General features: G+C 44.3%; 15 protein-coding genes and 1 pseudogene. 4 read left to right on the top strand and 12 right to left on the bottom strand.

Features of this window, described 5'->3' with window-relative positions; all coding sequences use genetic code 11:
• Positions 1 to 70 precede the first annotated feature (70 nt).
• Positions 71 to 1,054 (bottom strand): UDP-N-acetylmuramate dehydrogenase, encoded by a 984-nt coding sequence (murB, locus tag AXF12_RS05635; RefSeq protein WP_066429085.1) that lies wholly within the window; start codon positions 1,052 to 1,054, stop codon positions 71 to 73.
• Between the two features lie 81 nt (positions 1,055 to 1,135).
• Here murB and AXF12_RS05640 point away from each other — a divergent pair, with 81 nt between their 5' ends.
• Positions 1,136 to 2,110: a deoxyhypusine synthase family protein gene (locus AXF12_RS05640; protein ID WP_066429087.1), complete on the top strand. Its 975-nt coding sequence runs from the start codon at positions 1,136 to 1,138 to the stop codon at positions 2,108 to 2,110.
• A 79-nt stretch (positions 2,111 to 2,189) separates the two neighbouring features.
• On the opposite strand, the gene AXF12_RS05645 is transcribed toward AXF12_RS05640, so the two are convergent.
• On the bottom strand, positions 2,190 to 2,711 hold the full coding sequence (locus AXF12_RS05645; RefSeq protein WP_066429089.1) for a hypothetical protein: 522 nt from the start codon (positions 2,709 to 2,711) through the stop codon (positions 2,190 to 2,192).
• Between the two features lie 438 nt (positions 2,712 to 3,149).
• On the opposite strand from AXF12_RS05645, the gene AXF12_RS05650 reads away from it, so the two are divergent.
• From AXF12_RS05650 to AXF12_RS05660, 3 genes are all read left to right on the top strand, one after another.
• Positions 3,150 to 4,685, top strand: coding sequence for a YifB family Mg chelatase-like AAA ATPase (locus AXF12_RS05650; protein ID WP_066429091.1), 1,536 nt, complete (start codon positions 3,150 to 3,152; stop codon positions 4,683 to 4,685).
• Between the two features lie 117 nt (positions 4,686 to 4,802).
• Positions 4,803 to 5,363, top strand: coding sequence for a hypothetical protein (locus tag AXF12_RS05655; RefSeq protein WP_066429092.1), 561 nt, complete (start codon positions 4,803 to 4,805; stop codon positions 5,361 to 5,363).
• 7 nt (positions 5,364 to 5,370) lie between these two features.
• On the top strand, positions 5,371 to 5,850 hold the full coding sequence (locus AXF12_RS05660) for a hypothetical protein (RefSeq protein ID WP_066429093.1): 480 nt from the start codon (positions 5,371 to 5,373) through the stop codon (positions 5,848 to 5,850).
• 34 nt (positions 5,851 to 5,884) lie between these two features.
• Here AXF12_RS05660 and AXF12_RS12385 read toward each other — a convergent pair whose 3' ends face one another.
• The 10 genes and pseudogenes from AXF12_RS12385 to AXF12_RS05700 form a co-directional block, all read right to left on the bottom strand.
• On the bottom strand, positions 5,885 to 6,169 hold the full coding sequence (locus AXF12_RS12385; protein WP_197697156.1) for a metallophosphoesterase: 285 nt from the start codon (positions 6,167 to 6,169) through the stop codon (positions 5,885 to 5,887).
• A gap of 84 nt (positions 6,170 to 6,253) precedes the next feature.
• A complete protein-coding gene (locus AXF12_RS12390; protein ID WP_197697155.1) occupies positions 6,254 to 6,478 on the bottom strand; it encodes a metallophosphoesterase in 225 nt (74 codons plus the stop codon).
• Positions 6,479 to 6,497: 19 nt separating this feature from the next.
• On the bottom strand, positions 6,498 to 7,181 hold the full coding sequence (locus AXF12_RS05670) for a DUF1643 domain-containing protein (protein ID WP_066429094.1): 684 nt from the start codon (positions 7,179 to 7,181) through the stop codon (positions 6,498 to 6,500).
• A gap of 111 nt (positions 7,182 to 7,292) precedes the next feature.
• Entirely contained in the window at positions 7,293 to 7,811 is a 519-nt protein-coding gene (locus AXF12_RS05675; RefSeq protein WP_231909937.1) for a transposase, read from the bottom strand.
• 378 nt (positions 7,812 to 8,189) lie between these two features.
• The gene (locus AXF12_RS05680) at positions 8,190 to 8,975 is read right to left on the bottom strand and encodes a porin family protein (RefSeq protein ID WP_066429095.1); all 786 of its coding nucleotides are present in this window, start codon (positions 8,973 to 8,975) and stop codon (positions 8,190 to 8,192) included.
• Between the two features lie 45 nt (positions 8,976 to 9,020).
• Positions 9,021 to 9,287, bottom strand: a pseudogene (locus tag AXF12_RS05685) (acetoin utilization protein acuB); the annotation flags it as partial.
• The gene (locus AXF12_RS11885) at positions 9,277 to 9,651 is read right to left on the bottom strand and encodes a DUF262 domain-containing protein (RefSeq protein ID WP_082753010.1); all 375 of its coding nucleotides are present in this window, start codon (positions 9,649 to 9,651) and stop codon (positions 9,277 to 9,279) included. The pseudogene AXF12_RS05685 and the gene AXF12_RS11885, both read right to left, overlap by 11 nt.
• A gap of 282 nt (positions 9,652 to 9,933) precedes the next feature.
• Complete coding sequence (locus AXF12_RS05690) at positions 9,934 to 10,806, bottom strand: helix-turn-helix transcriptional regulator (RefSeq protein WP_066429097.1); 873 nt, start codon at positions 10,804 to 10,806, stop codon at positions 9,934 to 9,936.
• Positions 10,807 to 10,952: 146 nt separating this feature from the next.
• The gene (locus AXF12_RS05695) at positions 10,953 to 11,912 is read right to left on the bottom strand and encodes an electron transfer flavoprotein subunit alpha/FixB family protein (protein ID WP_066429099.1); all 960 of its coding nucleotides are present in this window, start codon (positions 11,910 to 11,912) and stop codon (positions 10,953 to 10,955) included.
• A 6-nt stretch (positions 11,913 to 11,918) separates the two neighbouring features.
• On the bottom strand, positions 11,919 to 12,665 hold the full coding sequence (locus AXF12_RS05700) for an electron transfer flavoprotein subunit beta/FixA family protein (protein ID WP_066429101.1): 747 nt from the start codon (positions 12,663 to 12,665) through the stop codon (positions 11,919 to 11,921).
• Positions 12,666 to 12,909 lie beyond the last annotated feature (244 nt).

Consider the following 12,909-nt stretch of genomic DNA (forward strand, 5'->3'; position numbering starts at 1 on the left):
GTCAGGGAACAGAAGTTAGAACTGATTTCTGCTCTCTGATTACTGTTTCCTGCTCTCTGTTCTCTGTCCCCTAAAATATATTCACCTCAAACTCTAAGGTAATGCCAAACTTCTGAGCTACTTTATCCCTTACCAAATGAGCGAGGGCTAAGATCTCTGCTCCCGTAGCCTTGCCGTAGTTCACTAATACTAAGGCTTGTTGGGTGTGCACACCAGTATCACCTTGGCGATAACCTTTTAGCCCACATTGGTCAATAAGCCAGCCTGCGGGTACTTTTATATGAGTGTCATCTACCATATAGGAAGGGATAGAAGGGTATTGGGTGCGCAAAGTTTCAAACTGCTCTATGGAAATAATAGGGTTCTTGAAGAAACTACCGCTATTGCCAAGCACTTTGGGGTCGGGCAGTTTGCTCTGCCGTATAGCAATCACAGCTGTAGCTACTTGTGCAGGAGTAGGGGAGGAGTACCCCCAAGAGGTGAGTTGCTCCTGTATGGCACCATAGCCTGTATATAGTTTGTGGTTGCGCTTGCTAAGGCGGAAGGTAACTGCTGTAATGATATAATTACCCTTTTCCTCATTCTTAAACACAGACTCGCGATAGGCAAACTTACATTCTTCATTAGTGAAAATACGCTTTTTTAGGCTGTGTACATTAATTGCCTCACAGCTATGCATTACATCTTTAATCTCCACCCCATACGCCCCTATATTCTGTACGGGGGTAGTGCCTACATTGCCGTAGATAAGTGCTAAGTTCTCCAAACCACCATAGCCCTTTTCAAGGGTGTACATCACAAACTGATGCCAGTTTTCACCTGCCATTGCCCTGATATAGACGTAGTCGTCATTCTCCTCTACGATGCTGATACCTTTAAGGAGGATATGAAGCACCGCTTGGTCAATATCGTGGGTCAAGAGCATATTGCTACCACCTCCCAGCACGAAGACATTAGAGTGCTGTTTGAGGGCATTGAGGAGCTCTTCCTCAGAATGTATAGGGAGGTACGTCTTTGCTTCTGTATTGATATTGAAGGTATTGGGTATTTTCATTGTATAAAAAAGCTGAATATGGCGCAAAGGTAGTAAAAATATACGTATCTTTGCCGCGTTTTAAACATAATTTAAAAGGAAATGAGTAAAGGACCTATTTCACAGTTTATAGAGCAAAACTATTTGCACTTTAATGCAGCAGCCTTGGTAGATGCTGCTAAGGGATATGAAACCCACCTCTTAGAAGGCGGGAAGATGCTGGTGGCTTTGGCAGGGGCAATGAGCACTGCCGAGCTGGGTATCTCACTGGCGGAGATGATTCGTGCAGGCAAGATCGACATTATCTCCTGCACGGGGGCAAACCTCGAAGAGGACGTGATGAACCTCGTGGCGCACTCGCACTACAAGCGCGTGCCACACTACCGCGACCTCACCCCTGAGCAAGAGCGCGAGCTGCTCGATGGGCATTACAACCGCGTAACGGATACCTGCATCCCCGAGGAAGAGGCTTTCCGCCGCTTACAGAAGCATTTGGAGGACGTATGGCACGCCGCTGAGGCTAAGGGCGAACGCTACTTCCCTCACGAGTTTTTGTATCAGGTGGTAAAGTCGGGTGTGTTGGAACAGTACTACGAGATTGACCCTAAGAACTCGTGGATATTGGCAGCCGCTGAGCGTAACCTGCCTATCGTATGCCCTGGTTGGGAGGACTCTACCACAGGGAACATCTTTGCGGCAAATGTCATCAAGGGCAACCTAAAAGCCTCGACTGTGAAGACGGGCATTGAGTATATGATTTACCTCACCGAGTGGTATCGCGCCAACTCAGGTGGTAAGGGCGTAGGCTTCTTCCAAATAGGTGGTGGTATCGCAGGCGATTTCCCAATCTGTGTGGTGCCTATGATGTATCAGGATTTGGAATGGGAAGGTGTGCCTTTCTGGAGTTATTTCTGCCAGATATCGGACTCTACCACCAGCTATGGCTCCTACTCTGGGGCAGTGCCTAACGAGAAAATCACTTGGGGCAAGCTCGACATCGATACGCCTAAGTTTATCGTAGAGTCAGACGCTACCATCGTAGCACCACTCATATTTGCGTATTTGTTAGGGAAATAAACGTCAGGGGTCAGAGCCCTGAAATAAATAGAAAAGGCTTCCCGAAAAGTTTATATGCTTTTCGGGAAGCCTTTTGTTTTTAAGCTCTAATAAAGAATGTTTGCTTAGATTGCTCGCGACGGATAAAGATAAAAGCAAGTGAGTAGACATCTATACATACTGTAATGGATACACTGCTGACCAGTGTTTGATAAGTAGGTTTATTTTCCTCACTATGAGGGTTTACTATTATCAGCACACTATCGTTGTGCATATAGTTTAAAAACCTCTCATAAGCAGTGTTCTGAGTAATAAAAAGCAGATCATAGGTATCCTCTTGTAATGTTGTCTCTACATTTATTTTAGGGAATATCCCACTAAGGCGTATTCCCACAGCTTTATTATCGGTATAAATATGCTTTATATTAAAATAGACAATACTCTGCAAAAGCAACCGCCATTGTTTCTTGCTAAGAGACACAGGTGTGGGCTTTACTGCCAACTCCTTTATGAGGGTACGTTTATACAATCCCTTAGTGACAAAGCTAAATACAAAGGGCGAATGCACCCCGTGCTCATTGGTAGACTTCCACAGAAAACGAAGGTATTTAACAAATGACATACTGCTGGCTTTTAACTGAAGGGCAAAGATACGGATTAATTTATAATGCACAATGGACAATGGATAAGTTTTTGTAAGTCGATAAGGAGTAAAGAGAAGAGAGTAAATGTAGGTTGTTTGTTTTTCTATATTTACGCCATCTAAAAGTTTATTTTACCAATATTTAAGAAAAGACCTGATTTAGACTTGTCTAAAAATCACTTCTTTCCATCCGTACTGGTACCGTACTGATACCGTACCTATTCCGTACTGGTACCGTTAGAAAAATTTCCTGTTGGGGGAGATAAGGGTGAAGGGAATGGAATAGAACGTGATTCACTTGTGTGATTTACTGTAAATCAGTGTGATTATACACTAAATGCAAATAATTTCACCAAGAAATATACTTTATAAAGAATATATTGTATCTTTGCGGTCTGAATGTAATAAATCAAAACAATGTTAGTAAAGGTTTATGGCAGTGCGGTGTATGGCGTGGAAGCGAGCACTATTACTATTGAAGTGAATATTGATAAGGGTGTGGGCTATTTTTTGGTGGGCTTGCCCGATACGGCGATTAAGGAGAGCAACTTTCGCATTGCGGCTGCCTTGCAAAACAACGGCTATCGCATCCCTGGGAAGCGCATTACCATCAATATGGCACCCGCCGATATGCACAAGGAGGGTTCGGCTTATGATTTGAGTTTTGCTATCGGTATCCTCGCTGCCAATGGGCAAGTGGAGAGCAGCGAGTTAGATAAATACATCATTATGGGTGAACTCTCGCTCGATGGAGGTTTGCAACCCATCACGGGGGCACTGCCTATCGCTATACAGGCGCGCAAGGAGGGCTTTAAGGGGTTTATACTCCCCGCGCAGAACGCCCAAGAGGCGGCGATTGTCAATAATCTGGAAGTATACGGGGTGGAGAATATCAAGCAGGTGATTGATTTCTTCAACGGTGAGGAAAAGTTGGTGCCTTTGGAGGTGGATACGCGGGCGGAGTTTGAAAAGAACTTGGAGTTCCCTGAGTTTGACTTCGCTGATGTGAAAGGGCAGGAGTACGTAAAGCGTTGTATGGAAATAGCTGCCGCTGGGGGGCACAACATCATCTTGATAGGTCCGCCAGGTTCGGGGAAGACGATGCTCGCCAAGCGTTTGCCGAGTATATTGCCGCCGATGACCTTGCAGGAAGCCCTTGAAACGACTAAGATACACAGTGTGGTAGGCAAGATAAAGGAAAGCGGCTTGATGTACAACCGACCGTTCCGCAGTCCGCATCATACGGTTTCAGATGTTGCCTTAGTGGGCGGGGGTTCGTATCCTCAGCCTGGTGAAATATCGTTGGCACACAATGGGGTGTTGTTCTTAGATGAGTTGCCTGAGTTCAAGCGGTCGGTGTTGGAGGTGATGCGCCAGCCGTTGGAGGATAGGCAGGTAACGATCTCGCGGTCGAAGTTTACGATCACCTATCCTGCCTCGTTTATGTTGGTGGCGAGTATGAACCCGAGTCCGAGTGGGTATTTTAACGATCCCGATGCGCCCGTAAGTTCTACTCCTGCTGAGATGCAGCGTTATTTGAGCAAGATTTCGGGTCCGCTGCTCGACCGTATAGATATCCATATAGAGGTAAACCCTGTGCCTTTTGAGAAGCTCTCGGAGGCGCGCAAGGGCGAGCCGAGCAAGGTGATACGCGCACGGGTAATGGCGGCGCGCGAGCGACAAACGGAGCGTTTTAAGGCTTATGAGCACATTCACTACAATGCGCAGATGGGTAGTAAGCAGATTGAGGAGTTTTGCAGCCTCAATGGCGAGTCGCTCAACCTACTCAAGGAGGCGATGAAGCGGCTCAACCTCTCGGCACGCGCTTACGACCGCATTCGCAAGGTAGCGCGCACCATTGCCGACTTAGAAGGCGCAGCACAAATCAGCGCGAACCATATTGGCGAGGCTATACAATACAGGAGTTTGGATCGAGAGGGATTTTTTCTGTAAATCAGGGGTCAGAAGTCAGTGATTAGGGGTCAGTGCAGCGCGTTTATCTGTGATTTCTGACTGCTCACCGCTAATCACTAATTACTAAAAAAATAAATCATTTTTTAATTATCATATATGAAAAAGTATCTATTACTAAGTGTGGTAAGCCTTTTGGGGTTTATTGCGTGCAACAACAGCAAACAGATTAGCACTGATGAGGCAAGTGAACTCATCACGGCTTACTTAGAGGAGAAACCGCTCTACGAAACGGGTAAATTCAACATCCACAAGCAGCGGCTTACGGCTTCTAAGGATAAAACACTGATTGAGAGTATCCAGAGGCTCTCTGACGATGGGCTCATTACTATCGACAACGAGAAGGCACGCAAAAAATGGTTCTCAAAGGACAGTGTGTTTATCATCACCCCTACCCTCACCAAAGAGGCGGTGCCTTACATCGTGAAGCAGTACAAGAACAGTGCTACGGTGAAGACCATCATCTACCGCCTGAATGAAAAGCAGATTACCATCGACAAAAGCGACGAGAAATCGGCAGTATGCACCGTGATTTTGGATAAAGAGAAGACGCCTTTCTACAACTTCGGCAAGGATCCGAACCCTAATGCGACTTTTATCACCCAAAAGTTTAAGCTCAAACGCAACGAGAAGACAGGTTGGAAAATTATTAAGAAATAAATAAGCTATGAAGAATTTAAGTAGGTTAGCACTTGTGCAAGCATTGCTCAGCACCATCTCGGGGGTGCTTATCTCCAAGATGTCGCTTATTGGGCGTGTGGGGGTAAGCCTTGCTTATCGTGAGTATACCATTTTTAAGACTTGGTGGAAGACCGCTCTTTTGCTTTTTGCCATCCAAGTGGTGCTTATCGTTATTTTGCAAGTGGTAAGGAGCAAAACAGGTGCCGCTTTAGGGCGTTTGGTAGCTTTATTGCTATTGGTGGTAGGCTTTATAGGGGCTTATCTCACTTATGACGACTTTACCAACACTTCGCACAAGGTAATGAAAGCAAGTTTTCACTTCGGGTTCTATCTTTTCTGGGCAGCGTGGGCAATAACGTGCCTGTATTTTCTGTTTTTCCATAGAAAAGGCGAAAGCAATAGCCAACACTTAGCGGCTCCTTCTGAGACATCAACTAATGAACCCCCTCTAATAACCTCTGAATAATATACTCACAAAAGTCGGTGAATGCTCTGTTTTTTTATATCTCGTGCACAAAACCCTCACCGTGGAGGTTGTATTGCTCGTTGAGCAAGGCGGCGTTGGAGAAGGTGATTTCGGGGGCTTTGTGGAGTCCGTAGGCTTTGTGGATATGCCCAAAGAGGTGCAAGCGTGGGGTAACCTTGAGCAGAAGGGTGTGGAGGATACGTGAGCCGTAATGAAAGCCGCCTGCCTCGTCTAAAACCTCGTAAGGAGGCTCGTGAGTGATGAGTACATCGGTATCTGAGGGGATTTCGCGGTAGTAGTGGGTGGGATCTTCGTGCATAAAGAGCGGTATACCCCAGAACTTGACGCCCTCAATACTCACGCCGCTGTGGTAGAGGTAATAGCAACCTTCAGTGAGCAGGGATTATACACCTTCGACGGACTTGCCCATAAGGCAATAATCGTGATTGCCCCCGATAAAGATCTTATGGGCGTAGGGCAGGGCAACGAACCACTCGATAAAGTCGGTAACCTCAGCGGCGGAGCCTGTCATTGACACATCACCCGAATGCATGAGGGCATAAGCCTCGGGCAGATTAGTAAGGTAGCGGTGAAGGTTATGGGTGTCGGAAATGTGAAGGATTGTCATTGGGGGTAGGGAATAGGGGTTAAGGAATAGAGTTTAGTTGTTGCTCTATCCATTCTTGTTGTTTTTCCACTTCTTGCGGTAGAGGGTGGTAAAATCCAAAGCGCTTCTTTTCTTTGTGAGGTAAACCATAAAGAGTAAAGTTATATTTTTCTTGTAGCATTTTTAGGATATTATAAGCCTCTTCTTGTAACCCTTTTATTCTCGGACTTACACCCCAAGCCAATAATACTTTTGGACTATTGCTAAGAACAATATTCAATGCTTTCCTATTTTTTGTCGAAAAAATGGAGTGAAGTGCCTCATCTTCTATGGTTTTTACATTTTTGTCTTTGATGTAGTTGATAAAATTTGTTGATTCAGGATTTTTAATGTCTGAGAGGTTGATGATGGTTGTCTGATTGAATGAATACTTTTCCATCACTCGTATAATTTGTTTGATGGTAGGATCTTCAGTGGCATAACTAAGCGTACAATTTGGTATTGGCTGCTCCATTAGCTTTTTTATGATATCGGTAGGGTCAGTGCTAACCACTTCTTTTTCACTCTCCTTTGCAGGACTTGCTGACCCTGGGTTCATCATAATGACCGTAAGGTCGTTTTTGGAAACGTTGCTGCCTTTAAGCTCAATGGATAGGCAGTGTCTTAGTTCGACTTCGCCATCAGTGCTAAATAAGGCTGTTATTTCGTAATCTTCTTTTGCCATTGTATAGTGTATTTTTAATGGGCAAAGGTAAGGCTTTTTTTGTACTAAACTAAAGCACAGGGAGAAAATTAACATAGAAGCTGTTTAAACTTTTTCTTATAATAAACGTGTTTAAACTTTTTTGAGGAACTTGGAGATAAACCCTAATAGGAGCATTCCAATCCAAGTTACATCAAGATACTCATATCTCATTATCAAACCTTTATATCCGTAAAGCCAACCATTTGCTTGTTCAATTTTAAACCTATTTTTGTACAATTCTTCATCAAAATAAACATCTGGTTGCTCTCCATTTCGGGGATTAGGTTTAATATTTGCTATAATTTCTTTGCTTTCTAAAAAATCTCTAAGAGACTTACTATCAAATCCTGCATCAGCATTGAGAAACAGACCTTTGTACTCTATTCCTGCTTCTTCTAAAAAAGCTAAGATTTCTTTTAGTACTTCTTCCATTTCATATAAGTCATTGTGATTTCCTGCTTTAGGGCTTCCCATTGCTATCATTTGCCCTTTATTATCACACAAAAAAATACTATTGGTGGTTACGGCTTTTTTTCTTGCTTGATAACCTGCAGACTCTCCTTTTTGGCGACAACGTGTATGACTACCATCCAATTGAACGCAAGACATATCTAATTTTCTTTTCTTCTTGCTTAATAGATTTAACCATACTCGCTGAAAACTACCATCTTTACTCCATTTATTGAAGTAGTAATAGACATTTTGCCAAGAAATTTCTCCTTTTTCAAAATAGCTTTCAATTGGAAGCTCTCCATTGCACCCCTGTTTTTAACCTCTTGAGAATCAATAAAAATATTGAAGCCAAATCAAAATTACTTTTAAATTCTCTTTTTCCTACACTTAAAAAGGGAATAATCCAATTATTTATTGTATCTTTGCCCAAAGTTCCTGAATTTTGGTGTTCTTTTTTTCAAACACAAAATTACTAATTTTCGGGAACTTTTATTTTATTATAAGAAAAAGTTTAAACAGCTTCTGAGTTAAAAATTAAAATTCTTGCTTTTGTACATTAGCCTCAGCAGGAATATTGTCATTCGTCACTGTTGGGAGCTCTTCCTGAGGGAGAGTCCTTTCTAAAGGCAATGCTTTCTTTTTAAAAGGTTTGTAACCTACTCCTAAAGAAAACGCAAAATAATAGCTTTGCGCCTTACTGAAATCAATATCAGGGGTGTTCTTTTCAGAAGTAAGTGGTGTAAGGTTGGTAGCGAGTCTTCCATCAGCAGTAAAAACCCAATCTCTTCTGTTCCATAAAACACCTCCCCCAACATTTAAATTGAGAACAACCCTATTAAAAAAGCTCGTAACATTATGGTCGCCTTTTTCTAAAACAGCAGAATATTTTGCTGAAGTTAAGAATTTAGGAGCAATGCCTAATTGTACAAATCCTCTTACGGTGCGTTTCCCTTCCCATTGTAACAGGATAGGAACCTCAGCATACCAAAATTCGTATGTTCCGCGATCAGAGAGAAGTTCTTCTATTGTTTCCTCTTGATGAAAAAACCAAACCCCTTCACGTTTGAACAACGCCTCTGTTTGCAGTGCCCAATGTGTTTTTAGAGGCACACGCATAAAAGCCCCTATATTAACCACTCCCATATAAAACTCACCAAAAATACCTCCTCCATTTCTAATTCCCTTAGGTGTATTTGCAATTTGATGTTTCATTACATTAACTGCTATAAACGGATTAGCAACTTTCACCCCTACGGCTATTTGACTGTAGCTAAATACCGAAATACTTAAAAGTATAGCAGTAGTTAAAAAACGTTTCATAATATATTTAGTTAAAGATTATTCTTACTTCTTATCTCTTACCTCTTATCTGTTACCTAAGTCTAAGTATTTTTCAAAGTAATCAGCGATGTCCTTGAGTTCTTTTCGGTAGTGATCATCTTCTTTTTCGGTGAGGATACCATACCCATAACGGCGGAGGTGTTGTAGTATTTCCGAGAGTCGGTTGGTGGTGATTTTTAGGGTGATAAGCACGTTGTTTTCCGTGCGATTAGAAAGATAAAGCCCCAAGAGCTTTCCCCCGTTTTCCTCTACGATGCTGCTAACTTCAGCAAGTGAATAGTTAAGAGTGTCTGTATATCTTATAGGCATAACTACCACAAAGCCCTATATATAAGGCAGTCAGACGTTGCTGACCATCTAAGATAGCATAAAAATCATTTAGACGATCTGTACTGATATGTTCATTATGTACTTTATACCATTGTCTATATTCATTGAGAAATTTATAGAATGTAAACTCGGATTTTGTTTTTCCTCTAACTTTCCAAAATAACATAGAGCTGATGGGATATCCTTTCATCAAGGAATCAAATAAGTTTTCGATTTGTTCTGATTTCCAGACAAATTCTCTTTGAAATGAAGGTAGTAAATATTCATTCCTGTCAATGTGTTCTAATGCTTGACTAATTGTAATTGGTGATTGAAATCCTGACATAATTAAATATATTTGTTTAAAATTATAACTTCTCTTTTCCTGCCGCAAAATTACCCCTTTCTCCCCACACTTCCAAATCTTATTGTGTTTTTTTTTACAGCAACACAGCGCATTAAAACAACAGCTACATTTTCCTATAAAAATGCGAAATTGTAGTTACCCAAAACCGTAAAAAAGCCCAAAGTGAACCCAACGTGAACCCAGAGTGAACACCATGTGAACCCCACATACCCCGTATACGGAATATTTTACTGCTTTTAGGGGGCTTTGGCAGTAAGGCGGTTATTCTAAAAGCCCATCAGGGGAGAGGACTTCTACCTTCTCGCCATAAGAGCGTAACTCTTGCAGGAAGTCGTAAGTGGGGGCTAAGTGATAGCGGTAAACGGCGTAGTCTTCGCCCTCTTCGATGAGCGTTTGGCTGTGGTGTAGGGGTAGGTCGCGGACGTAGTGCTGCTGCCCAGCAGTAAACTTGAGGGTGATGTCCTCTGCTGGGGTATCGTCTACGATGATGCCAAAGGCGTCTTTGAAATAGGTGTCGGGGGAGAGGGAGACGAGCGGAGGCATTGCAAAAGTGTTGTCGGTGAGCGTACAAGCGCGCATACGGTCGAGGGCAAATATCTTTAGCTTGTCGGCGGCTACATCGAGGGCAACGACATACCACCGCCGCTTGAAGAGTTTCACAAAACAGGGTTGCAGGCGGTAGGTGAGGGTGTTGCCGTGCCAATAGTTGTAGTAATCCACCTCGAGTTCGCGCGCCTCGCGTAGGGCTGCAATCACTGTGGCGAGGTGTTGCTCGCCTGAGGGGACTTCCTCGAGCACAATACGCCCTTGCAGCTCGGTGTCATCTTGCACCCAACTCTGTACGGCGTACATACTCAACAGCCACTTGAGGGCGCGGTTAGCGTGGCGACCTTCGAGGCTCTCAGCGTCCTCGAGGTAGTAATGGTAGCGGTTGTCGCAGCTGATGAGCACCTCAAACTCTGTTTCAATGGCTTCTATCCAGTTGCGGAAGGTGCGTTTGGGCAAGTCCTCGCCCTCGCTGAGCGAGTAGGCAGCGCGCCATTTGCGGTTGATGTCGGTGAAGGTGATACCCTCGCTGCCCGCTTGATTGACGGTATTGAGTAGCCATAAATACCTTTTGTATAGTCCTCTCATACTGTTATGGGTTTTAAAATTCGCTGCAAAGATACGGCAATAGTTGTGCCAAACCAAAGCACAGGAGTAAAAAAAATAAAACAGCCAGCACTTCCGTACTGACTGCTTTGTTCATATTCTAAAAATTAATGACTAAAAGCTAAAACCTATTCGCTACCCCTATCTTTCAGTAGCTGTGTAAGTTTGGGTACAATCTCAAAAGCATCGCCTACCACACCATAGTCTGCGGACTTGAAGAAGGGTGCCTCAGGGTCGCTGTTGATTACGAGTTTTACCTTCGAGGCATTGACCCCCGCTAAGTGTTGTATCGCCCCTGAAATGCCAATGGCTATATAGAGGTTCGGTGCTACAGGCTTACCCGTTTGTCCTACGTGTTCGGAGTGGGGTCGCCAGCCCATATCAGCTACGGGCTTGGAGCAAGCAGTGGCAGCCCCCAATACATCGGCTAATGCTTCTATCATCCCCCAATGCTCCGCTCCTTTGAGCCCACGACCACCTGAGACGATGATCTCTGCATCGTCCAAGGCTACTTTGCCACTATGGCGTTCTACGTTAGTAACTGTGTATTCTGCTTCAGGCAAGGTAGGAGCAAATACCTCTACTGTCATTGCTGTTGTGGGCGATGTTTCTATTGGGAAGGCATTATGTGCCAAGCTGAGTATCTTCACAGGGGTGTTGATGCGCTCAATAGCAATCCCTTTGCCTGAGAAAACACTGCGCTTTACACTGAAATCAGGGGTGGTTTCAGGTAGTGAGCTTACGCCACTGACATAGCCTGCACCGAGGCGCGCCGCTATCATTGGGGCGAGCGTTCTGGCATTGACGCCACTGCTAAATAGGAGCACCGTACTGCCTTCCTGTGCTGTAGCTTGGGCTAAGGCAGCTACCACGGGGCGCGCTGCTGCTTGCGTGAGCTGAGGGGCATTTAGCTGCAACACCTTATCTACACCATAAGCAGACAAAGGCGCGACGTCCTCTACGTTTACGGCGAGGGCTACTAATTGTGTGCCCAAGCTATTTGCTACCTTACGCCCATAACTGGCTACCTCTGTGGCAGCCTTCTTTATCTTTCCGTTCTCGGAATCTACATATATAAGTACTGACATACGCTTCTAAATTACTTTTGCTTCGTTGTGTAATAAATCGATAAGTTCTTCTAAGTTGTTGGCATCTACCATCTTTACGGCTTGTTTGGGAGGTAATTTCTCATAAGAAACTATTTCTGTGGTTGTGCTTACCTCCTCAGGAGCTACCACGGTGATTGCCTTTGTGCGGGCAGCCATCAGGTTGCGCATATTCGGGATGCGGAGATCGCGCTCAAGGGTAAGCCCCTTTTGTCCTGCGATCACTGCGGGCAGGCTGACTGTAAGGGTTTCCTTGCCGCCCTCTACTTCACGTTGTGCGGTGGCTGTATTACCCTCAATATCCAAGCCTACGCAGCGATTTACGAAAGGCAACCCTAAGAGCTCCGCTACCGTGCCGCCTACCATCGCACCGTTGTAGTCAATGGATTCTTTGCCACACACAATGAGGTCGTAAGCACCCTCACGGGCTACCCTTGCGATCTGTTGTGCTACAAAAAAGCTGTCCTTAGGGGCAGCATCTACGCGGATAATATCATCAGCCCCTACTGCTGAGGCTTTCCTCAGCACAGGCTCCGTATCTGCGCCGCCTACATTCAGGAGGGTAACGGTGCCTCCGTGTTGCTCCTTGAGTATAATAGCCTTCGTCAGGCAGAACTCATCTGCGGGATTGATGATAAACTGCACTCCTGTGGGGTCAAACCCCTTGCCATCGGCTGTGAAATTTATCTTGGAAGTAGTGTCGGGCACACTACTGATGCATACTAAAATCTTCATAAAATTTAATTATTTAATATTGAATTACTTGCCTCTTTTCAGGCGAATTAGAGGGGCAAAAGTACAAAATAATTTTTAATGGGCAATAAGTAAAGAGTAATGAGCCGTGAGAAACAAGCTGCGAGAACCCAAAAGCGAGAGCCCAGCACCTCCACTAACCACTAATCACTGGCCCCTAACCCCTAAAACTTACAACAGTAAAATATACACTGTCGGAGGATAGTCGGAGGATAAAACCACTATT

The sequence above is a fragment of the Capnocytophaga haemolytica genome (assembly GCF_001553545.1).
Lineage (GTDB): Bacteria > Bacteroidota > Bacteroidia > Flavobacteriales > Flavobacteriaceae > Capnocytophaga > Capnocytophaga haemolytica.